25 protein-coding genes are annotated in these 20,717 nt (G+C 67.7%); 12 read left to right on the forward strand and 13 right to left on the reverse strand.

Annotated features, from left to right (window positions below; genetic code table 11):
- Nucleotide 1: 1 nt before the first annotated feature.
- Together G6N58_RS09770 and G6N58_RS09775 are read right to left on the reverse strand one after the other, a co-directional pair.
- The gene (locus G6N58_RS09770) at nucleotides 2-1,318 is read right to left on the reverse strand and encodes a class I SAM-dependent methyltransferase (protein WP_115278868.1); all 1,317 of its coding nucleotides are present in this window, start codon (nucleotides 1,316-1,318) and stop codon (nucleotides 2-4) included.
- Nucleotides 1,315-2,694, reverse strand: a complete 1,380-nt coding sequence (locus tag G6N58_RS09775; RefSeq protein WP_115278867.1) for an FAD-binding oxidoreductase — start codon at nucleotides 2,692-2,694, stop codon at nucleotides 1,315-1,317. Before G6N58_RS09775 ends, G6N58_RS09770 begins: the two co-directional genes overlap by 4 nt.
- An 89-nt stretch (nucleotides 2,695-2,783) precedes the next feature.
- Between G6N58_RS09775 and G6N58_RS09780 the strand changes: the two genes are divergently transcribed.
- Nucleotides 2,784-3,227 (forward strand): SRPBCC family protein, encoded by a 444-nt coding sequence (locus G6N58_RS09780; protein ID WP_115278866.1) that lies wholly within the window; start codon nucleotides 2,784-2,786, stop codon nucleotides 3,225-3,227.
- A 116-nt stretch (nucleotides 3,228-3,343) separates the two neighbouring features.
- On the opposite strand, the gene G6N58_RS09785 is transcribed toward G6N58_RS09780, so the two are convergent.
- On the reverse strand, nucleotides 3,344-4,093 hold the full coding sequence (locus G6N58_RS09785) for an Rv3717 family N-acetylmuramoyl-L-alanine amidase (protein WP_068914555.1): 750 nt from the start codon (nucleotides 4,091-4,093) through the stop codon (nucleotides 3,344-3,346).
- A 98-nt stretch (nucleotides 4,094-4,191) separates the two neighbouring features.
- Between G6N58_RS09785 and G6N58_RS09790 the strand changes: the two genes are divergently transcribed.
- The 3 genes from G6N58_RS09790 (at nucleotide 4,192) to G6N58_RS09800 (ending at nucleotide 6,168) form a co-directional block, all read left to right on the forward strand.
- The gene (locus G6N58_RS09790; RefSeq protein ID WP_115278865.1) at nucleotides 4,192-4,524 is read left to right on the forward strand and encodes a YbaB/EbfC family nucleoid-associated protein; all 333 of its coding nucleotides are present in this window, start codon (nucleotides 4,192-4,194) and stop codon (nucleotides 4,522-4,524) included.
- A gap of 1 nt (nucleotide 4,525) precedes the next feature.
- Nucleotides 4,526-5,137, forward strand: a complete 612-nt coding sequence (recR, locus tag G6N58_RS09795) for a recombination mediator RecR (RefSeq protein ID WP_068914557.1) — start codon at nucleotides 4,526-4,528, stop codon at nucleotides 5,135-5,137.
- Nucleotides 5,138-5,247: 110 nt separating this feature from the next.
- Complete coding sequence (locus G6N58_RS09800) at nucleotides 5,248-6,168, forward strand: putative endonuclease domain-containing protein (protein WP_232067803.1); 921 nt, start codon at nucleotides 5,248-5,250, stop codon at nucleotides 6,166-6,168.
- Between the two features lie 9 nt (nucleotides 6,169-6,177).
- On the opposite strand, the gene G6N58_RS09805 is transcribed toward G6N58_RS09800, so the two are convergent.
- Together G6N58_RS09805 and G6N58_RS09810 are read right to left on the reverse strand one after the other, a co-directional pair.
- Nucleotides 6,178-6,885 carry a type 1 glutamine amidotransferase gene (locus tag G6N58_RS09805; RefSeq protein ID WP_115278864.1) on the reverse strand — a complete coding sequence of 236 codons (708 nt, stop codon included), beginning with the start codon at nucleotides 6,883-6,885 and terminating at the stop codon, nucleotides 6,178-6,180.
- Complete coding sequence (locus G6N58_RS09810; protein WP_115278863.1) at nucleotides 6,882-8,102, reverse strand: Mur ligase family protein; 1,221 nt, start codon at nucleotides 8,100-8,102, stop codon at nucleotides 6,882-6,884. Before G6N58_RS09810 ends, G6N58_RS09805 begins: the two co-directional genes overlap by 4 nt.
- 166 nt (nucleotides 8,103-8,268) lie before the next feature.
- Here G6N58_RS09810 and G6N58_RS09815 point away from each other — a divergent pair, with 166 nt between their 5' ends.
- Entirely contained in the window at nucleotides 8,269-9,258 is a 990-nt protein-coding gene (locus G6N58_RS09815) for a DEDDh family exonuclease (protein WP_115278862.1), read from the forward strand.
- A gap of 11 nt (nucleotides 9,259-9,269) precedes the next feature.
- On the opposite strand, the gene G6N58_RS09820 is transcribed toward G6N58_RS09815, so the two are convergent.
- Both G6N58_RS09820 and leuA read right to left on the reverse strand, forming a co-directional pair.
- Nucleotides 9,270-9,653: an SHOCT domain-containing protein gene (locus tag G6N58_RS09820; RefSeq protein ID WP_115278861.1), complete on the reverse strand. Its 384-nt coding sequence runs from the start codon at nucleotides 9,651-9,653 to the stop codon at nucleotides 9,270-9,272.
- Between the two features lie 107 nt (nucleotides 9,654-9,760).
- Entirely contained in the window at nucleotides 9,761-11,572 is a 1,812-nt protein-coding gene (gene leuA, locus G6N58_RS09825; protein ID WP_115278860.1) for a 2-isopropylmalate synthase, read from the reverse strand.
- Between the two features lie 182 nt (nucleotides 11,573-11,754).
- On the opposite strand from leuA, the gene G6N58_RS09830 reads away from it, so the two are divergent.
- On the forward strand, nucleotides 11,755-12,765 hold the full coding sequence (locus G6N58_RS09830; RefSeq protein WP_115278859.1) for a hypothetical protein: 1,011 nt from the start codon (nucleotides 11,755-11,757) through the stop codon (nucleotides 12,763-12,765).
- A gap of 22 nt (nucleotides 12,766-12,787) precedes the next feature.
- Nucleotides 12,788-13,246, forward strand: a complete 459-nt coding sequence (locus G6N58_RS09835) for a hypothetical protein (RefSeq protein WP_232067804.1) — start codon at nucleotides 12,788-12,790, stop codon at nucleotides 13,244-13,246.
- Here G6N58_RS09835 and G6N58_RS09840 read toward each other — a convergent pair.
- Nucleotides 13,243-13,818, reverse strand: a complete 576-nt coding sequence (locus tag G6N58_RS09840; protein WP_115278858.1) for a nitroreductase family protein — start codon at nucleotides 13,816-13,818, stop codon at nucleotides 13,243-13,245. The two genes, G6N58_RS09835 and G6N58_RS09840, sit on opposite strands and share 4 nt — an antisense overlap.
- Before the next feature lie 83 nt (nucleotides 13,819-13,901).
- On the opposite strand from G6N58_RS09840, the gene G6N58_RS09845 reads away from it, so the two are divergent.
- Genes G6N58_RS09845 through G6N58_RS09855 form a run of 3 tightly spaced genes read left to right on the forward strand, consistent with a single transcriptional unit; the run spans nucleotide 13,902 to nucleotide 17,310 of the window.
- Nucleotides 13,902-15,167, forward strand: coding sequence for an aspartate kinase (locus G6N58_RS09845; protein WP_068914565.1), 1,266 nt, complete (start codon nucleotides 13,902-13,904; stop codon nucleotides 15,165-15,167).
- 2 nt (nucleotides 15,168-15,169) lie between these two features.
- Nucleotides 15,170-16,204: an aspartate-semialdehyde dehydrogenase gene (locus G6N58_RS09850; RefSeq protein WP_115278857.1), complete on the forward strand. Its 1,035-nt coding sequence runs from the start codon at nucleotides 15,170-15,172 to the stop codon at nucleotides 16,202-16,204.
- 23 nt (nucleotides 16,205-16,227) lie between these two features.
- Complete coding sequence (locus tag G6N58_RS09855) at nucleotides 16,228-17,310, forward strand: DUF4185 domain-containing protein (RefSeq protein ID WP_115278856.1); 1,083 nt, start codon at nucleotides 16,228-16,230, stop codon at nucleotides 17,308-17,310.
- A 152-nt stretch (nucleotides 17,311-17,462) separates the two neighbouring features.
- Here G6N58_RS09855 and G6N58_RS09860 read toward each other — a convergent pair whose 3' ends face one another.
- Nucleotides 17,463-17,621 carry a CsbD family protein gene (locus tag G6N58_RS09860; protein ID WP_115278855.1) on the reverse strand — a complete coding sequence of 53 codons (159 nt, stop codon included), beginning with the start codon at nucleotides 17,619-17,621 and terminating at the stop codon, nucleotides 17,463-17,465.
- 175 nt (nucleotides 17,622-17,796) lie between these two features.
- Here G6N58_RS09860 and G6N58_RS09865 point away from each other — a divergent pair, with 175 nt between their 5' ends.
- Together G6N58_RS09865 and G6N58_RS09870 are read left to right on the forward strand one after the other, a co-directional pair.
- Nucleotides 17,797-18,231, forward strand: a complete 435-nt coding sequence (locus G6N58_RS09865) for a hypothetical protein (RefSeq protein ID WP_115281610.1) — start codon at nucleotides 17,797-17,799, stop codon at nucleotides 18,229-18,231.
- 79 nt (nucleotides 18,232-18,310) lie between these two features.
- Nucleotides 18,311-19,753: a catalase gene (locus tag G6N58_RS09870; protein WP_115278854.1), complete on the forward strand. Its 1,443-nt coding sequence runs from the start codon at nucleotides 18,311-18,313 to the stop codon at nucleotides 19,751-19,753.
- Here the strand turns inward: G6N58_RS09870 and rpsR are convergent.
- The 4 genes from rpsR to rpmB are packed head-to-tail and all read right to left on the reverse strand — an operon-like array spanning nucleotide 19,750 to nucleotide 20,708.
- Nucleotides 19,750-19,995 carry a 30S ribosomal protein S18 gene (gene rpsR / locus G6N58_RS09875; protein ID WP_115278853.1) on the reverse strand — a complete coding sequence of 82 codons (246 nt, stop codon included), beginning with the start codon at nucleotides 19,993-19,995 and terminating at the stop codon, nucleotides 19,750-19,752. The genes G6N58_RS09870 and rpsR overlap by 4 nt on opposite strands.
- Complete coding sequence (gene rpsN / locus G6N58_RS09880) at nucleotides 19,995-20,300, reverse strand: 30S ribosomal protein S14 (protein ID WP_068914579.1); 306 nt, start codon at nucleotides 20,298-20,300, stop codon at nucleotides 19,995-19,997. The genes rpsR and rpsN overlap by 1 nt, the downstream gene beginning before the upstream one ends.
- Before the next feature lies 1 nt (nucleotide 20,301).
- On the reverse strand, nucleotides 20,302-20,472 hold the full coding sequence (gene rpmG, locus G6N58_RS09885; protein WP_115278852.1) for a 50S ribosomal protein L33: 171 nt from the start codon (nucleotides 20,470-20,472) through the stop codon (nucleotides 20,302-20,304).
- The gene (gene rpmB, locus G6N58_RS09890; protein ID WP_068914581.1) at nucleotides 20,472-20,708 is read right to left on the reverse strand and encodes a 50S ribosomal protein L28; all 237 of its coding nucleotides are present in this window, start codon (nucleotides 20,706-20,708) and stop codon (nucleotides 20,472-20,474) included. The genes rpmG and rpmB overlap by 1 nt, the downstream gene beginning before the upstream one ends.
- Between the last annotated feature and the right edge of the window lie 9 nt (nucleotides 20,709-20,717).

A 20,717-nucleotide genomic window follows, 5' to 3' on the forward strand; every position in this document is an offset into this window, starting at 1 on the left:
GTCAGGCGTTCCACCAGGGTCGCAACGGCAGTCCGCCGTCAGAGCCCTTGTCGTCGATCTTCACTGCCAGAACCTGGTGCAGCTGAACCACATTGGTTTCGAAGCCCAGGCGGGAACCGGCCATGTACAGGCCCCACACCTTGGCGGTGGCCAGCCCGACCTCGGCCACGGCCTCATCCCAGTGCTCGACGAGGTTGGCACACCAGTCCCGCAGCGTCATCGCGTAGTGGTGGCGCAGGTTCTCTTCGTGCAGCACTTCCAGCCCGACGTCCTGAGCCTCGGTGATGATCCGGCCGGAGCCGGTGAGTTCGCCGTCGGGGAAGACATAGCGGTCGATGAAACCCCCAGCAACCGACGTCGATCTGTTGTCGGGACGGGTGATGCAGTGGTTCAGCAGCAGGCCGCCGGGGCGCAGCTTCGACTGCAGGAACGTGAAGTACGCCCCGTAGTTCTGCACTCCGATGTGCTCGGTCAGCCCGATCGAGGACACCGCGTCGAAGCCGGACTCCGCGATGTCGCGGTAGTCGCTGTGGCGTACCTCGGCCAGATCCGACAGCCCCTCTTCGGCGATGGCCTTCTGCGCCCAGGCGGCCTGTTCTGCCGACAGGGTGGCGCCGATGACCTTCACGCCGCGGCGGGCGGCGTAGCGGACCATGCCACCCCAGCCGCACCCGACGTCGAGCAGGCGATCCCCCGGCTGCAGGCGCAGCTTCTCGAACACCAGTCGGTACTTGTTCTCCTGCGCTTCTTCCAGCGAGGCGTCCGCGTCGGGATAACACGCGCAGGTGTAGGTCATGGACGGCCCCAGCACCCATTCGTAGAAGGTGTTGGATACGTCGTAGTGGTGGTGAATGGCGTCGGCGTCCCGGGACTTACTGTGCCGCAGGCCTTCTGCGACGCGGCGCCACCGCGGCAACGCCTCCTGCGGCGGTGGCGCGATGGGTTTGAGGTGTTCGATGCCGATGGAACGCACGATGTTGGCCAGCACCCGCGCCGGGGGGAGCTTGAACTTCAGCTTGTCGGCCATGGCTTTGAGCAGCGGGTAGGGATCACCGGGGTGGACACCGCGGGTGTCCAGGTCGCCGGCGATGTAGGCGCGGGCCAACCCCAGATCGCCGGGGGCGGTGGCCAGGTAGGTGGTGCCGCGCGGAGTCAGCAGGTCCAGACCCAGCCCGGCGTCCTCGGGTCCGGCGGTGCTGCCGTCGTAGGCGGTGAACTTCAGCGGCAGTTCGCCGCTGGCGGTGAAGATCTCCAGGATCTCGGCCAGGGTGAGCCGCCCGGCCCGTGGGGAGGAAGCGGGTTCCTTGAACAGGGTCATCGTCGTTGCACCGCCTTCGCGTACAGATCGAGCAGCCGGTAATCAGGGTCGTAGGCCTTCTTGACCGTCTTGTAGGCTTCACCGCCGTACAAAGCGTCGAACTCCTCCGCAGAGTAGTAAGCGTCGGAGTACAGCGATTTATGCCCCTCCAGTTCGCTGACTTTGCGCTCGATCAGCTTGTTGGTGTGGCCGTCTTCGGGACCGACCGGAACCGAGGACCAGAACCCGATGTTGACGTACGTGTGCCCGGGCCGGATGGGATACAGGGGCCATCCCTGGCTGTCCCGTAACCGCAACGGGCACAACCAGATGGGCTCGATGGGCACGGTGTCGAGGAACCAGTGCACGAAGTCGGCGGTGCGCTCGATCGGCACCTCCACGTCCTGCACCACCCGTTCCCTGGGCGGCCTGCCGTTGCGCTTCTCGATGCGATCGGCGATGTCGAAGCGCTGGTCGTAGCCAATCAGCTTCCAGTAGAAGCTGCTGCGGCGGTACCGGCGTGGCCAGAAGCGACGGATCCGGGGGTCTTGGGCACCGAAAGCCCGTGAGCACCAGAACCAGTCGGTGTCCCAGCGCCACAGGTAGTCGTGGATGGTCAGGCGGTCGCGGGCGGCGCCCTCAGCGTGCCGGATGGACTGATAGTAGACGTCCATTCCTGTGTAATCGCTGACAGGACCTGGTGCGGCCGTGCGCATTCCGAGGATCAGGTAGGACTCGTCGGCGCTGAACACCACCGCGTCGACGTAGTCCACCCGGGTGCCGTCGTGGGTGCCGGTGGACACGGTGCGTTCCATGGCCGACACCAGTTCGGCCACGTCGTGGAACCGGAGGTGGGTGAGTGCGACAAAGGGCTTGACCTGCTCCAACTCGATCTTGAGCCGCACCGAGTAGCCCAGCGTTCCATACGAATTCGGAAACGCCCGGAACAGGTCGGGGTGCTGTTGGGGTGAAGCGGTGACCAGCTCGCCACTGCCGGTGAGGATGTCCATCTCGAGCACCGATTCGTGCGGCAGGCCGTTGCGGAAGGACGCCGATTCGATCCCCAGCCCGGTCACCGCACCACCCAGGGTGATGGTCTTCAGCTGCGGTACCACCAGCGGCGACAGGCCGTAGGGCAGCGTCGCGGCCACCAGATTCTCGTAGGTGCACATACCGGCGACATCGGCGGTTCGGTTCGCCGGGTCCACCGCGATCACACCGGTGAGCCCCGACGTGTCGAGCCCAGGGGCGTCGCGCTTGGCGCGGGCGCGGAACAGGTTGGACGTCGGTTTGGCGAGGCGCACCGTGGCGGTGGGCGGAATGGCGCGGTAGCTGGCGAGCAACCGGTCCACGCCGGCAGCGTGATCCGAATGCGCGTCGGCTGCGGGAACGGACACGCATATACGCTAGTCCCGGACGGCAGTCGGTGCGAGCGCACCACTGCTCCCCGAATCGTCACAATTCCGCCACAGAGGAGTTTCACCTGATGGGACAGGTCACCGCGGCCAGCACGGTCCTGATCGACGCCACCCCGGAAGCAGTGCTCGCTGCCGTCGCCGACTACGAGAACGTCCGGCCGAAGATCCTGTCCGCCCACTACAGCGAATACAAGGTGCTGCAAGGCGGGCAGGGTGCAGGCACCGTCGTCACCTGGAAGTTGCAGGCCACCGAGTCCCGTTCGCGGGTGGTGAAGGCCGACGTCGACGTGGCGGGGCGCACCGTCATCGAGAAGGACGCCAACTCGTCGCTGATCACCAACTGGACGGTTGCGCCGGCCGGCACCGGATCAACGCTCACCACCAAGACGTCGTGGAACGGCGCAGGCGGCATCAAGGGCTTCTTCGAGAAGACCTTTGCACCGCTGGGCCTGAAGAAGATCCAGGCCGAGGTGCTGGCCAACCTGAAGAAGGAAGTGGAGACCCCGGCCTAACCGGCAGGCCGGTCGCCGAGGCGGGCGAGGGACGAGCCCGGGGAGGTAGGGCCGGCCTAACCGGCAGGCCGGTCGCCGAGGCGGGCGAGGGACGAGCCCGGGGAGGTAGGGCCGGCCTAACCGGTCTGCAGGAACGCCGCGATCCCACGCACCACGGCCTCGGCGTACTTTTGCCGGCCCTCGGGCGTGGTGATCAGTGCCTTGTCGGCGGGGTTCTTCATGTTGCCCAGCTCGACGAGCACCGAAGGGTACTGCGCGAGGTTCAGCCCGGCGATGTCCGAGCGCGGATTCAGCCCGCCCTGGCCGATGTAGTTGGCCGCCGGTATCCCCGAGGACTGCAGCTGGTTGGCCATCAGCTGCGCGAACCGCACCGACGGCCCGGCCTGGGCCTGGTTCAGCGGCGGCGACGAGTAGAGGACGTGGAAGCCGCGCCCGGTCGGCGGACCGCCGTCGGCGTGGATCGACACGATGGCATCGGGTTGCAGCGCGTTGGCCATGGCGGCGCGTTCGTCCACGCACGGCCCCAGCCCGGTGTCGTCGCCGCGCGACATCGCGGTGCGGACGCCGAGCGCGCTGAGCGCCTGCCGGATCCGCAGCGTGGTCTCCCAGGTGAAGGAGTGCTCGGGATAGCCCTCGTCGGTGCTGGTGCCGCTGGCCTGGCAGTCCTTGGTGCCGCCGCGACCGGTGGGCACCTGCCTGCTGATGGAGGCGTCGTTGGCGCCGTTGTGGCCGGGGTCGAGGAACACGATCTTGCCGGCCAGACCGGCGGGGGCGGCAGCCGCCGGGGTGGCGGTCAGAACGGAGGCGGCGACGAGCACAGCGGCGGCCGTCGCGGCCCCGACACGGAGGCAGGCTGGGGCTGGCACGGCGCCACCGTAGCGGCCGGGCGTCTAGGCTTGAAAGAGCAAAAGCCCGTCACGGCGCAGTCGAGACCAACACGACATCAAGATGCAAGGGGACTGTCATGCAACCCGGAGGCACGCCGGACATGTCGGCACTGCTGGCCCAGGCTCAGCAGATGCAACAGCAGGTGATGGAAGCGCAGGAGGCCCTGGCCAACGCGGAGGTGCACGGCCGGGCCGGCGGCGGTCTGGTGCAGGTGACGGTTAAGGGCAGCGGTGAGGTCGTGGGTGTCTCCATCGATCCCAAGGTCGTCGACCCCGAGGACGTCGAGACCCTGCAGGACCTGATCGTCGGCGCGCTGGCCGACGCGTCCAACCAGGTGGCCGCCCTGGCCAAGAGCCGCCTCGGTGGGCTGGCCGGAATGGGCGACGCCCTGGGGATCCCGGGCTTCTGAATTGTTCGAAGGACCGGTCCAGGATCTGATCGACGAGTTGGGCAAGCTGCCGGGCGTCGGTCCCAAGAGCGCGCAGCGCATTGCCTTTCACCTGCTGTCGGTGGAGCCGCCGGACATCGACCGGCTGACCGCGGTGCTGGGCCGGATCCGCGACGGGGTCACCTTCTGCGACATGTGCGGCAACGTCTCCGACGCGCAGCGGTGCCGCATCTGCAGCGACCCGCGCCGCGACGGCACGCTGGTCTGTGTGGTCGAGGAACCCAAGGACGTGCAGGCCGTCGAACGCACCCGCGAGTTCCGCGGCCGCTACCACGTGCTGGGTGGGGCGCTGGATCCGCTGTCCGGGGTCGGGCCTGAACAGCTACGCATTCGCGAGCTGCTCAACCGCATCGGCGAGCGCATCGACGGCGTCGACATCACCGAGGTCATCATCGCCACCGACCCCAACACCGAGGGCGAGGCCACGGCCACCTACCTGGTGCGCATGCTGCGCGACATCCCCGGCCTGACCGTCACCCGCATCGCCTCCGGTCTGCCGATGGGCGGTGACCTTGAGTTCGCCGACGAGCTGACCCTGGGCCGCGCCCTGGCCGGCCGCCGCGCGATGGCCTGATTGCAGTTTTCTCACCACGCGACACGTAACCTCTTGCGACGACACGCCGTCAGCTCTCGCAGAGGTTTACGTCTCGAGGCGCTGTCGGCCTGCGCTGGCACAGTCGCGCCATGGACGACGTCTTTCTCGGCAGTCGAGCAGTGCGCGACGGGTTGCTCACGCCGTACCAGCTGCGGACCGGTTTCGTGGCGCTCTATCCCGGCGTCTACATGGCCGACCACACGTGGGCGTCGCTGCGGGTGCGCACCGTCGGGGCGTGGAAGTGGTCCCGGGAGCGTGGCGTCGTCGCAGGACTGGCCGCCGCCGCCTTACGGGGTTCCGACTGGGTGGACCACGACGTGCCGATCGAGCTGATCTCGCCGAACACGAATCCGCCGACCGGCATCATCACCCGCAACGAAAAGCTCCGGGCCCAGGAAATCGGGCGCTCGTGCGGCGTGCTCGCCACCACCGCGGAGAGAACCGCCTTCGATCTGGGTCGGTGGTACGGCAGGGCAGAAGCGTTGGGGCGCCTGGACGCGCTGAAACGAGCGACCGCTTTCACCACGACCAAGGTAGAAGCCCTGGCCGCGCATCACCCCGGTGCGCGCGGGTTGCGTCAGCTGCGCGGGTTGCTGCCGCTGGTTGATGCGGGAGCGGCCTCCTTGCGGGAGAGCAGGTTGCGATTGCTGCTGCTCGATGACGGCCTGCCCCGCCCGAGCACACAGATCGCCGTGGGTGCCGATGGGCACCTGATCGGGATTCTCGACATGGGCTGGGAGCAGTACAAGGTCGGTGTCGAGTACGACGGTGATCAGCATCGGTCTGACCGGCGACAGTACGTGCGGGACCTCGGTCGGCTGCGGCGTCTGCAGGAAGCCGGGTGGATCATCATTCGTGTGATCGCCGAAGACGGCAACGCGGACGTCCTCACGCGCGTGCGCACAGCGCTGCACCGGCGGGGCTACCGCGACACTGAAGCCTCTGCGACGACACGCCGAAAGACGGCGCACACGTTGACGTCTGGGCAGGGAAAGGGTGACGCGGCCTAGGCGCCACGCCTAGGGCCGGCGCGGGGCCGCCAGTCGCTCTCGGCGCAGCTGATCGACCTCGGGCAGTGGCAGCGGAGGCAGCTCACCCACCACCTGGGTCAGCAGGTGATCGGCGAGTTCGGGATTGCGGGCCAGGCACGGACCGTGCAGATAGGTGGCGACGACGCTGCCCTGCACCGCACCGTCGAAGCCGTCGCCGGCGCGGTTGCCCGCACCCTTGGTGACCGCCGCCAGGGGTTGCGCCGACGGGCCCAGAACCGTGCCGCCGCGGTGGTTTTCGAAACCGGTCAGCGGCTGGGAGAGCCCGGCGAGCAAGGGCGTTCCGGACACTTCGCCGATGGTGCGTGACGCCTGCGGCGAGGTGGTCACATCGAGCAGCCCCACGCCCTCGACACGTTCACCCGCCGAGGTCTCATACCAGTGCCCCAGCACCTGGATGGCCGCGCAGATGGCCAGCACCGGTGCGCCCCGCGAGGCGGCCTGCTGCAGACCCGGGTAGCGCAGCAGGTGTCTGGTGGCCAGCCGCTGGGCGTAGTCCTCGGCGCCGCCGAGGGTGTAGAGGTCGAGTTCGGCGGGCACCGGGTCACTCAAGGTGATCTCGACGATCTCGGCGTCGATGCCACGCAGCCGCAGCCGCTGCCGCAGCACCACGGCATTGCCGCCGTCGCCGTAGGTGCCCATCACGTCGGGCAGCACCAGCCCGATCCGTACCGTCACGAGATGACCCGGTTCAGCGCCAGGAACGCGGTGTAGTTGGCGACCACTTCGACATGCCCGGGCGGGCACGAGGCGATGGCGGCCAGGGTGTCGTGGACCAGGGTGTGCTCGACCCCGGCGTAGCCGAGCCGAACGGCGAGGTCGGTGCCGCGTTCACCGGCGGCGACCACCTGGGTGCCCTCGAAGTGTTCGAAGCGCACATCCCACAGCCACGACAGGTCCTCACCGTCGGGCACCTGTCCGTTGACCGCGATCACCACACCTGCCGCCTGCTTGTCGATCATCGACAGCGCCTCCTGCCACCCCGCGGGGTTCTTGGCCAGCAGCACCCGCACCGTGTGCGCGCCGACCTGCACGGTGCGGTAGCGCCCGGCCACCTCGTCGACCAGCGACACCGCGGCCACCGCCTCGGCCGGCGCTGCGCCGAGCGCCACCGCCGCGGCCACCGCCTGGGCTGCGTTGCCGCGGTTCACCGTGCCCGGCAGAGCCAGCGACATCGGCAGCACCAGGCCGTCGGGCCCGTACAGCGACTCGGCGTCGTACCACCACTGCGGAGTCGGGCGCGTGAAATCGGTGCCCGTCGAATGCCAGTCCACACCGTCGCGGACGATGATCTCGCCGCTGCGCGGGCAGCTCACCGAGTCGTTGGCCCAGCCGCCACCGGCGGCCACCCACACCACGTTCGGACTGTCGTAGGCGGCCGAGGTCATCAGCACGTCGTCGCAGTTGGCCACCACCACCGCCGACGGGTGTCGGGCCAGCCCGGCGCGCAGGGTGCGTTCGATGTGGTTGATCTCACCGACCCGGTCCAGCTGGTCGCGGGACAGGTTGAGCAGCACGATCACGGCGGGCGCCACCGCGTCCGCGACATGCGGCACGTGCATCTCGTCGACTTCCAGGGCGGCCAGGCCGGCGGTGCGGTCGGCGGCCAGGGCGGCGATCAGGCCCGCATCCATGTTGGCGCCCTCGGCATTGGTGGCGACGGGGCCCAGGGTGGCCAACGCGGCAGCGGTCATCCGGGTGGTGGTCGACTTGCCGTTGGTGCCGGTCACCACCACCGAACGACGGCCCTGGCCCAGCTGGGCCAGGATGGAGCGGTCCAGGGTCATCGAGACCAGGCCGCCGATCATGGCGCCGGCGCCGCGCCCGGTCACCCTCGAAGCCCAGCGCGCGCCGGCACCGGCGGCCAGGGCGAGGCGCCCACGGGGTGAGATCACCCGGGTGAGTCTAGATCCGTTGCAGCCCGGCCCGCCCTCCCCGGCTCGCCCCTCGCTCCGCTGAGGGACCCCTCGTCGCCGCATCGGCGACCGGGCTGGATCGACACGCTTTTCCACAGCGCAGCGAAGAACCCGGATTGTCAGAGCCGCGTGCCATCCTGGCTGCGTGAGGCATGAATGGGGCCGACCTGCGGCAGACGCCGCCGAGGGCTGGGTGGTGGTGGATCTCGAGACCACGGGATTCAGCCCCGGCCAGGCCCGGGTCATCAGCCTCGCCGCCCTCGCGCTCGATGACGCCGGCCGGGTCGAGGAGTCCGTCGTCAGCCTGCTCAATCCGGGCGTCGATCCCGGACCCACCCACGTGCACGGCATCACCTCGTCGATGCTGGAAGATCAGCCCACCTTCGGCGACATCGTGGGCGATGTGGCGCAGCTGCTGAAGGGCCGCACGCTGGTCGCCCACAACGTGGCCTTCGACTATTCGTTCCTGGCGGCTGAGGCCGAACTGATCGGCGCGGAGCTGCCCACCGAGACCGTCATGTGCACCGTGGAGCTCACCCGCCGGCTCGGCCTGGAACTGGAGAACTTCCGGCTGCAGACCCTGGCCCGGCACTGGGGTGTCCAGCAGCTGCGGCCGCACGACGCGTTCGACGACGCCTCAGTGCTGGCCCAGGTGCTGCAACCGGCGCTGCACCGCGCCCGCGAGCGGGGTATCTGGCTGCCGGTGCGCCCGGTCACCCGCCGAACCTGGCCCAACGGCCGCGTCACCCACGACGAGCTGCGGCCGTTGAAGATGCTGGCCGCGCGGATGCCGTGCCCGTATCAGAACCCCGGCCGCTACGTCCGCGGGCGTCCACTGGTGCAGGGCATGCGGGTGGCGCTGTCGTCGGAGGTCCGCCGCACCCACGAGGAGCTGGTCGAGCGCATCCTGGCGGCCGGGCTGGCCTACTGCGACACCGTTGACCCGGAGACGTCGCTGGTGATCTGCAACGAGGACACCCCCGAGCAGGGCAAGGGATTCGTCGCCCGCGAACTGGGGGTGCCCGTGGTCTCCGACACCGAATTCATGGACTGCGTCACCGGCGTCGTCGGTGGCACCGGTATCGATCAATTCACCGATGCCACCGTCGACGGGGAGCAGTTCGCGCTGTTCTGACCGCGGTCGGCTCAGACGAGCGCTTTCGATTTCAGGGACTCGAACTCTGCGGGGGAGATCGTGCCGGCATCCAACAGCTGTTTCGCCTCGGCGATCTCCGTGGCCGGCGACCGCCCGGCAGCCTGCTTGATGTAGTCCTCGGTCTCCCTGCGCACCTGCGCGGCGGACTCCTGCGCCCGCACACTCATCCCGCGGCCCCGCGCGATGAGGTAGACCACAGCCGTCAGGTACGGCAGCACGATCAGCAACACCACCCAGATGGCCTTGACGATCCCCGACGTCTTGTGATCTCGCCAGAACAGGTCCACCAGGATGTTGAACAAGACCATCAGGTAGGCGATGAACGCGAAGACGACGATGAGAGACCAGAAGTAGTCCCAGAATGAATCCCACATGGAGGGCTCCTTGACGACGGACGCGCGGATTGCGCGACCGTCAGTCAACCCGGGACAGACTCCCTGGGGTCAGGGGCGAAATGCCTCTTTGGCCAGGGACTTCGGACTCAACTGCGCGCAGCGCGGTTCACCGCGGAGACCACAGCCCGCAGCGAGGCGGTGGTGATGGACGTCGCGATGCCCACACCCCACACGGTCTGCCCGCCGATGGACGCCTCGACGTACGCGGCGGCCTGGGCCTCTTCCCCGGACGACATGGCGTGCTCGGAGTAATCCAGCACGTTGACGTCGAAACCGATGGCGCCCAGGGCATCACAGAACGCCGCCAGCGGTCCGTTGCCGGCGCCGACGATCTCACGCTCCTCGCCGTTGACCTTGACCACGGCGGTGATGGTGTCGGTGCCGCCGTCGACCTCGGAAGCGTCGACCTTCTGGCGCATCCGCTCCAGCGGGACCACGGGTGCGATGTACTCCTCGTGGAAGGCGTCCCACATCTCCTTGGGGGAGACCTCGCCACCCTCACCGTCGGTGATCTTCTGGATGGCCTGGCTGAACTCGATCTGCAGCCGTCGCGGCAGGGCCAGCCCGTGGTCGGCCTTCATGATGTAGGCGACGCCGCCCTTGCCGGACTGCGAGTTCACCCGGATCACGGCCTCATAGGTGCGGCCGACATCCTTGGGGTCGATGGGCAGGTAGGGCACCTGCCACAGGATGTCGTCGACATCGGCGCCGGATTCGTCCGCGGACACCTTCATGGCGTCCAGGCCCTTGTTGATGGCGTCCTGGTGGCTGCCGGAGAACGCCGTGTAGACCAGGTCGCCGCCGTAGGGGTGACGCTCGTGCACCGGCAGCTGGTTGCAGTACTCGACGGTGCGGCGGATCTCGTCGATGTTGGAGAAGTCGATCTGCGGGTCCACCCCGCGGCTGAACATGTTCAGGCCCAACGTCACCAGGCACACGTTGCCGGTGCGCTCGCCGTTGCCGAACAGACAGCCCTCGATGCGGTCGGCGCCGGCCTGGTAGCCCAGCTCGGCCGCGGCCACGGCAGTGCCGCGATCGTTGTGCGGGTGCAGGCTCAGGATGATCGAATCCCGTGGCGCCAGATGACGATTCATCCATTCGATGGAATCGGCGTAGACGTTGGGGGTGGCCATCTCGACGGTGGCGGGCAGGTTGACGATCAGCGGCACGTCCGGCGTGGGTTTCACGATGTCCGCCACGGCGTTGCACACCTCAACCGCGTACTCCAGCTCGGTGCCGGTGTAGGACTCCGGCGAGTACTCGAAGCGCCACAGCGTGTCCGGGTACTTCTCGGCCTCCTCGACGCACATCTGGGCGCCGTCGGTGGCGATCTTCTTCACCGCGTCGCGGTCGGCGCGGAACACCACCCGGCGCTGCAGGATCGACGTCGAGTTGTAGAAGTGCACGATGGCGCGGGGTGCGCCCTGGCAGGCCTCGAAGGTACGGGTGATCAGCTCCGGCCGGCACTGCGTCAGCACCTGGATGGTCACGTCGTCGGGGATGGCGCCCTGTTCGATGATCTCCCGGACGAAATCGAAGTCGGTCTGCGATGCCGAGGGGAAGCCGACCTCGATCTCCTTGTAGCCCATCCGGACCAGCAGATCGAACATGCGGCGCTTGCGCTGCGGGCTCATGGGGTCGATCAGCGCCTGGTTGCCGTCGCGCAGATCCACCGCGCACCACGACGGGGCACGGTCGATGACCTTGTCCGGCCAGGTGCGGTCGGGCAGCGCCACGTTCTCCACCTCGGCGGCGAAGCTGCGGTACCGGTTCACCGGCATCGAGGTGGCGCGCTGGGTGTTCCACGCAGGCTGGCCGGGGTTGTGAGCTCCGGCGGGAGTGTTGATGGTGCGTACCGAGCTGAAGGCATCGGTCGAGGGGTTGAAGTTCTCAGTCATGGGATGGCTCCGGATTCGTCTGGATTGACATCAGACCGGCGCATCGCGAAACACCCGCGACGGGAGGCCAGTCTGGATCAGACCCCGTCGCGGCGTCCGAGGAGGAGCACCCGCTGCACGAGCCCACTGTACCGCTGTCGCCCGCGGTGCCAAAACCCGCCTCGGGCTGCCACACTGTCACCGTGAAATGGCTGGTGGGCGGTCTGACGGCCGCGGCCCTGCTCACCGGGTGCAGCGCCATCGACGGGACGCCCCGCTCGGCGCCTGATGATCCGGCGGTCTTCTTCGACGGTCCTGCGGCGTCCTACGGCCAACAGGTGAGTTCCGCGGACCGCATCCGTCTCACGTACCTGCGCGCACTGCGCCGCATCGATGTCTGCGGGCTCACAGACCGTGCAGCATTGGCCCGGATAGGTGAAATCCAAACGCTGGGTTCACTTTTCGCGCTGAACCAATGCGATGTGGAGATCAAGATGCCGGGCCGGGCTGCGCCGAGCTACCTCTCAGCCGCCCTCGAACTGTCCGCACCGGAGGGCCCGGAGGTGCTCAGCGTCTCAGGACTGCCGGTGTCGGAGGCCTACGACGGGGCCTGTGAGTACCTGATCCCGATCGACCTGGCCGCTCTGCCCGACGCCGCCCCCCTGTTCGGGCCGGAGCAGCCCCACCTTCGGGTCAGCATGGTGGCCGCACCCGACTGCGCGACCGTCCGCCGGGTGGTGTCGGGGCTCGCGGCCCGAGTGGCAGACGGGCGGCTGCCGGTGCGCGACGGCGCCGCCACGTACACCACCTCGCTGGCCGAGCGGGATCCCTGCGAGATCCTGGCCGCGCTGCCCGCCGGCGACGTCGGCTACTGGAATGTCCCTGGCACCGGGCCCTACCGCTGCGAGTTCGGGATGGTGCGCGACGCCGGCGACGGTGCGGTGGAGATGGCGCTCTCGCTGCGACCCCGGTTGGTCGATGCCGTCGAGGGACGTGAACGCACCGGCGACGACGTATACCTGGATCGTCGATCCTGCTCGGCGCTGGTGTTCGTCGGCCCGCAACTGCAGCGGCGAGTGGGCAACGGTGCCCTGGTGGACACCGGGGACATCTCGATCAGGCAGAGCGTGGAGGTCACCAGCGGCGAAGCGCCGTGCACGGAAAACCTGCTGGTGACATCGGTGATGCACCAGGCGGCGGAGCTGTTCGGCTGAACCCGCCGCTACAGTGGCGCCGGTGAGGACGCTGGACCGGCGCTGGTGGGTGGCGATCGCCGCGGTGGCGGTGGTGGCCGTGGCGTTCGTGGTGTCGGAGGTCTTCTTCCGCGGGCCGTCGCAGGAATGCCGGCCGGTGGTCGAGTTGCTGGAGTTCAACAAGGCCCAGAGCGAGCAGATCGCCGCGCACGCCGGCGACGCGGACACCCTTCCCACCGTCGCCGACGATGCCGCCTACCAGCAGTGGGCCGACGGATTGGCCCAGCGGGCGCAGCAGATCAACGACCCGAACCTCAGCGGTACCGCGATCCGGTTGGCAGATCTGGCCTCGCAGTTCGTGGCCAAGCTGCCGCAGATGCGTGCCGCCGCGGAAACGCACACCCCTGGTGCCCCCACCCCGGACGTGGTCCACGACATGAACTTCCTCAACGCCCGGATCAGTCAGGAGACCGCCGAGCTCACGGCGGCGTGCGTCAACTAGAGCGGCCAGTTGAGCACCACGTCCGACAGCGGCAGGCGACGGCGGGGGCGGCGGTCCCGCTCGGCGACGTTCTCGGGTGCCTGCGCGTAGTCGCCCAGACGCCCTATTGCGACGATCGCCAGGGGGGTCAGTCCGCCGGTCAGGTCGCGGGCGCCGTCGACGTCGAAACCGGCCATCGGGTGCACGATCAACCCCCGCGACACCGCCTCCACCGACAGGTTTGCCATCGCCGCGCCGGCGTCGACCCGGGCGTACCGCGCGGTGGTGTCGTCCTCGCCGTCGTCGACGCACACCAGCACCAGTGCGCCCGCCGCTGTCGCGTAGGCGTTGCCCCTGCTCAGGAGTTCTCTCAGCTGCGTGAACGCCTGGTCTCCGCGGCGCCCGACGAGGAAGCGCACCGGTTGGCGGGCGCCCCACGTGGCGGCCCAGCGGGCCGCCTCCAGCACGGCGGTGAGGTCCTCGTCGGCCAGGTCGGCTCCGGGGTCGAAGACGCGCGGGCTCCACCGGGCGGCGATATCCGGATGAATGGGTACCGACGTGGATGCGCTGCGGTGGTCCGGGGTGCTGGCCATCGCCTCAATGTAGCGAGGGAAAAACCACGTGCCGGTCTCCCTTATCCTTGGTGGGACCGAATTCCGCTGTGAAAGGGCAGATAGTGGCGCTCGTCGTGCAGAAATACGGCGGTTCCTCGGTGTCGGACGCCGACCGGATCCGGCGCGTCGCCGAGCGGATCGTCGAGACCAAGAAGGCGGGAAACGACGTCGTCGTGGTGGTCTCGGCGATGGGCGATACCACCGATGACCTGCTGGATCTGGCCAAGCAGGTGTGCCCGGCGCCCCCGGCTCGGGAACTCGACATGCTGCTGACCGCCGGGGAGCGGATCTCCAACGCGCTGGTCGCCATGGCCATCGAGTCGCTGGGCGCGCAGGCCCGCTCGTTCACCGGGTCGCAGGCCGGCGTCGTCACCACCGGCACGCACGGCAACGCCAAGATCATCGACGTCACGCCCACCCGGTTGCGCGCCGCCCTCGACGAGGGACAGATCGTCCTGGTCGCCGGGTTCCAGGGCGTCAGCCAGGACACCAAGGACGTCACCACGCTGGGTCGCGGCGGCTCGGACACCACGGCCGTGGCCGTGGCGGCCGCCCTGAACGCCGACGTCTGCGAGATCTACACCGACGTCGACGGGGTGTACACCGCCGATCCGCGCATCGTGCCCAACGCCCAGAAGCTCGACACCGTGAGCTTCGAGGAGATGCTCGAGATGGCGGCGTGCGGGGCCAAGGTGCTGATGCTGCGCTGCGTCGAGTACGCCCGCCGCTATGACCTGCCCATCCACGTGCGTTCTTCGTACTCCGACAAGCCCGGCACCATCGTCAAAGGATCGATTGAGGACATCGCCATGGAAGACGCAATCCTGACCGGAGTTGCCCACGATCGCGGCGAGGCCAAGGTGACCGTTGTCGGTCTGCCCGACGTACCTGGCTACGCCGCCAAGGTGTTCCGCGCGGTCGCCGATGCCGATGTCAACATCGACATGGTGCTGCAGAACATCAGCAAGATCGAGGACGGCAAGACCGACATCACCTTCACCTGCCCCCGGGACAACGGCCCCGGCGCCGTGGAGAAGCTGACCTCGCTGCAGAGTGAGATCGGCTTCACCCGCGTGCTCTACGACGATCACATCGGCAAGGTGTCGCTGATCGGCGCGGGTATGCGCAGCCACCCCGGCGTCACCGCAAAGTTCTGCGAGGCGCTGGCCGAGGTGGGAGTCAACATCGATCTGATCTCCACATCCGAGATCCGAATTTCGGTGCTGGTCAAGGACACTGAGCTGGACAAGGCCGTCGCGGCGTTGCACGAGGCGTTCGGCCTGGGCAGCGACGAAGAGGCTGTCGTCTACGGCGGGACGGGACGCTAGACATGGTGAACATCGCAGTAGTGGGCGCCACCGGCCAGGTGGGCCAGGTCATGCGGACCCTGCTGGAAGACCGCAACTTCCCGGCTGACAGCGTCCGCTTCTTCGCCTCGGCGCGCTCGGCGGGCAAGAAGCTGAGCTTCCGCGGACAGGAGATCGAGGTCGAGGATTCCGAGACCGCCGACCCGTCGGGCATCGACATCGCGCTGTTCTCTGCCGGCGCCACCATGAGCCGCGTGCAGGCGCCGCGGTTCGCAGCGGCAGGCGCCGTGGTGGTGGACAATTCGTCGGCGTGGCGCAAGGATCCGGAGGTACCGCTGGTGGTCTCGGAGGTCAACTTCGATCGCGACGCGGGCAATCGTCCCAAGGGCATCATTGCCAACCCGAACTGCACCACCATGGCCGCCATGCCGGTGCTCAAGCCGTTGCACGACGAGGCGGGGCTGACCCGGCTGGTGGTGTCGAGTTACCAGGCGGTGTCCGGTAGCGGACTGGCCGGGGTGGACGAACTGGCGACGCAGGCCCGCGCGGTGATCGACGGTGCCGAGCAATTGGTGCACGACGGTTCCGCACTGGAGTTCCCGGCGCCGGTGAAATACGTTGCGCCCATTGCCTTCAACGTGGTTCCGCTGGCCGGTTCGCTGGTGGACGACGGAACCGGTGAGACAGACGAAGATCAGAAGCTGCGCAACGAGAGCCGCAAGATCCTCGGTATCCCGGATCTGCTGGTCTCGGGCACCTGTGTGCGGGTGCCGGTGTTCACCGGACACTCACTGAGCATCAATGCCGAGTTTGCGCAGCCGATTTCGCCGGCCCGTGCCCGTGAGATCCTGGCTGACGCGGCTGGGGTGAAGCTGACCGACGTGCCCACCCCGCTGGCTGCCGCCGGGGTGGACGAGTCGCTGGTGGGCCGGATCCGCCAGGATCCGGGCGCCCCCGACGGCCGCGGCCTGGCGCTGTTCGTCTCCGGGGACAACCTGCGTAAGGGTGCGGCGCTCAACACCATTCAGATCGCCGAACTGCTGGCCGCCCAGCTCTGACCCCAGTGCGCCGAAATCGACGCATGGGCCCGTGTGTTCGGGTGGGCGCCGTCATTGTGTCGGTTTCGGCGGTGATGTGGGCGCCGCCTGCGCACGCCACCCCGCTGGCGCCGGGCCAGGTCATCCGCATCGGCCCGATCGCAGGCACTGGCACGCCGACAAGCGACTACGGGATCGGCGCCACCGACCTGTGTGAGTTCATGGAGTTCACCACCGAGCTGTTGCAGGTGTGCGGCGACAGTTTCGCCGGGCAGGGGGTCGGCTTCGGCGGGTGGTACTCGCCGGTGGCGCTGCATGTGGACCGGGCCTCCCTCGACAACCCTGACGGGGTTCGCTACACCGGGGTCAGCGGGGTGTTCTCACCGTTGCTGGCCGACCCCACCCCGCGGGGATCATCTCAGCTGCCCGCCGGGGTGGTGTCGATCAACCGAGAGAATTGGCTGCTGGTGACCACCACGGCCAGCCTGCGTCCGCAGAGCTCTCGGCTGGTGAAAGCCGAAGCGGCCGAGGATCACTGGGCGACGGTACCGGGATCCGTTCGCGATGCGGGGTACGCGGCTGGTGGGCAGTCGCAGATCAGCGGCTTCTACGACCCCATCCCACGGCCCGACTCCGAGACCGGCTGGGTGTACATCGTCGCCAACAACTTCGACCGCACCGCACCGGTGACGCTGTACCGTGTGCCGCCGGCGGACTTCAGCGATCGATCGCGCTGGCAGGGGTGGTCGCCAGCTGGGTGGGGGACCACGCCGACCCCGCTGTGGGGCGACCGGATCGGCGAGATGAGTGTGCGCCAGATCGATGGAATGACGGTGTTCTCGTACTTCAACGCCAGCACCGGCAACATGGAGGTCCGGGTGGCCGCAGATGCGACCGGGCTGGGGTCCGCACCGGTGACGACGGTGGTGCGTGCATACGCGTGGCCGGAGCCCGCCGACAGTCTGCCGCCACCAGAAGTGAACCAGCTGGCGCAACCGTACGGTGGCTACATCGCACCCGGATCAACGCTCGACAACGTGCGGGTGTTCGTGAGCCAGTGGAACACGCAGTCGCGCGAGCGGGCACCCTACCGCGTCATCCAGTTCGCGGTGAATCCCCTGCGCTGACAGGCTGATAACAAGACAAAGCCCCGCGGCACAGGTGCTGGTTTCTCAACACTGATGCAGCGGGGCTTTGCTGGGCCATGCTCTGTGATTGTGCGTCGATAGAGCAGCGGGGCCCGCAGCTTGGATAGCCGCCCGGGGGGCGGGCAAACCAATTACTTGAAGACGTCCTTGACCTTTTCGGCGGCGTCCTTCACTCCGGCCTTGGCCTGATCCAGCTTGCCTTCGTTCTCCGTGCTCTTGTCGCCGGTGACCTTGCCGAGGCCTTCCTTGGTCTTGCCGCCGAGGTCGTCGATCTTGTTCTCTGCACTCATGGTGGTCTCCTAGACACTGGTGAACAGTCCGGCTCGTGATGAACCCGGTCAGGGAGTACCTCGATGGGGCGGCGTTTGAAACATGTTGGCGCTGTGAGTTGCGCCGTCCATCTCATAGCCGTTACACAGCGAACACCTAACGGGCTCTGTGGTCAGCCCGGGGATCATCGCTGACATGAGCGAAACGTCAGAACCGAGAACCGAACCGGTCACCCCGGCCACCGTCCCTCCTCACGAGGAGACGCGCAGGGAAACCGTGGTGGTCCCGAAAGAGCGACAGCCGAGCCGGGTGACGCAGGTGGCCGCGGTGGTGGGCATCGTCGCCGGCGTGGTGTTCATCGTCGCGGTGGTCTTCTTCTCCGGGTTCATCCTGGGCAAGCAGTCCGGCGGCGGGTCAGGTCCCGGCGGGGGTCCACGGCCCAACCACGAGATGATCTTCCGGCAGGGTCCGCCCCCGGGTCCGCCGATGATGTGGCCCGGCCAGGAGCCGGGCCGCGCCGAGCTGGGGCCCGGGCCAGGTCCAGGCCCGGGTGAGGGGCCGGCGCAATCCGAGACCGGTGTCGGACCGCGCCAACCGGGCCAACCGCCGACACCGCCGGCGCGTCCGTGATTACCGGCCACCGAATGGGGTAATCCCTCGCTGAACCATGTGGACAGCCCTCCACAAGCGAAGGGGAAATGAGTCACCCATGACCGAGAAGATCGCAACCACGGACGGTGGGGCGCCGGTACCCAGCGTCGAACATTCGTTGTCCGTCGGCCCGGACGGCCCGCTGCTCCTGCAGGATCACTACCTCATCGAGCAAATGGCGAACTTCAACCGGGAACGCATCCCGGAGCGCCAGCCGCACGCCAAGGGAGGCGGTGCGTTCGGACACTTCGAGGTCACCGCAGATGTCAGCAAGTACACCCGCGCGGCGTTCCTGCAGCCTGGCACCAAAACCGACACCCTGATTCGGTTCTCCACGGTGGCCGGCGAGCGGGGCAGCCCAGACACCTGGCGTGATCCCCGGGGTTTCTCGCTGAAGTTCTACACCTCCGAGGGCAACTTCGACATGGTGGGCAACAACACCCCGGTGTTCTTCCTGCGGGACCCGATGAAGTTCCAGAACTTCATCCGCAGCCAGAAGCGCATGCAGGCCACCAACTTGCGTGACCACCACATGCAGTGGGACTTCTGGACGCTGGTCCCGGAATCGGCCCACCAGGTGACCTGGCTGATGGGCGACCGCGGCATCCCCAAGACGTGGCGCAACATGAACGGTTACTCCAGCCACACCTACAGCTGGGTCAACGCCGAGGGCGAGATGTTCTGGGTGAAGTACCACTTCAAGACCGACCAGGGTGTGGACTTCCTGACCCAGGAGGACGCCGACCGCCTCGCCGGTGAGGACGGTGATTACCACCAGCGGGATCTGTATACCTCTATTCAGGACGGCAACTTCCCGAGTTGGTCGCTGAAGGTGCAGATCATGCCGTTCGAGGAAGCCAAGACCTACCGCTTCAACCCCTTCGATCTGACCAAGGTGTGGCCGCACAGCGACTACCCGCTGATCGACGTCGGCAAGCTGGTCCTGGACCGCAACGTCACCGACTACCACGCCGAAATCGAGCAGGCGGCCTTCGAACCGAACAACATCGTGCCGGGCACCGGGCTCAGCCCGGACAAGATGTTGCTCGCCCGCGGCTTCTCCTACGCCGACGCCCACCGGGCCCGGCTGGGGGTCAACTACAAGCAGATCCCGGTCAACGAGCCGCACGTCGAGGTGAACAGCTACAGCAAGGACGGGGCGATGCGTATCCGCAACGTCACCGACCCGGTGTACGCCCCTAACTCGATGGGTGGCCCGGTGGCCGACGCCCGCCGCGCCGCCGAGGCGCACTGGGTGTCCGACGGTGACATGGTGCGCACCGCGTACACCCTGCGAGCCGAAGACGACGACTGGGGCCAGGCCGGCACGCTGGTCCGCGACGTTCTCGACGACGAACAGCGGGACCGACTGGCGCACAACATCATCGGCCACGTCTCGAAGGGAGTGCGGGAGCCGGTGCTGTCACGGGTGTTCGAATACTGGCACAATGTGGACCCCGACCTCGGCAAGAAGGTCGAAGACGGGGTGCGCAACGGCTAGCGGTCCTGACCCGGGTAGGGCAGCAGCGCCATCTCGCGGGCGTTTTTGATGGCCGTGGCCACGTGGCGCTGCTGCTGCACCGTGAGACCGGTGACGTTGCGCGAGCGGATCTTTCCCTTGTCCGAGATGAACACCCGCAGCGCGTTGGTGTCCTTGTAGTCTACGGTCTCCAGGCCCATGCTCTTGAGCAGATTCTTCTTGGGCCGCTTGGCATCTGGAGCGGGACGGGGACGGCGCGCCATCACCAGCTCGACTTCCGGACGCCGGGCAGCTCGCCGCGGTGCGCCATCTCGCGAACGCGAACCCGGGACAACCCGAACTTACGCAGATGTCCGCGCGGGCGGCCGTCGGCCGCATCCCGATTGCGGACCCGCACCGCGCTGGCATCGCGAGGTTGACGCGCCAACTCGGCCTGAGCGGCGATCCGCTGCTCGACAGAACTGCTCGGAGACTTGATGATCCGCTTCAGCTCTGCACGCCGGTCGGCATAGCGTGCGACGATTTCCCGGCGCAAGTCGTTCTTGACGATCTTCGATCGCTTGGCCATCTCAGCGTTCCTCGCGGAAGTCGACGTGCTTGCGTACCAAGGGGTCGTACTTGCGCAGTACGAGCCGGTCCGGGTCGTTGCGGCGGTTCTTGCGGGTGACGTACGTGAAGCCCGTCCCTGCTGTTGACTTCAATTTGACGATGGGCCGGATGTCGGTGCTCTTGGATGCCATCAGATCTTCTGTCCTTCCTTGCGGAGTCGGGCGACCACGGCTTCGATGCCGTCGCGGTCGATGGTCTTCATGCCCTTGACGCTGACCCGCAGTCGTACATTTCGGCCTTCAGACGGCAGATAGTAGGTCTTCATCTGGATATTCGGTGACCAGCGCCGCTTTGTCCGCCGGTTCGAGTGCGAGACGTTGTTACCGAACCCCGGCGAGCGTCCGGTGACCTGACAGATCGCAGACATCAACACCCT

Origin of the sequence: Mycolicibacterium tokaiense (genome assembly GCF_010725885.1) — a bacterium.
Taxonomy (GTDB): Bacteria; Actinomycetota; Actinomycetes; order Mycobacteriales; family Mycobacteriaceae; genus Mycobacterium; species Mycobacterium tokaiense.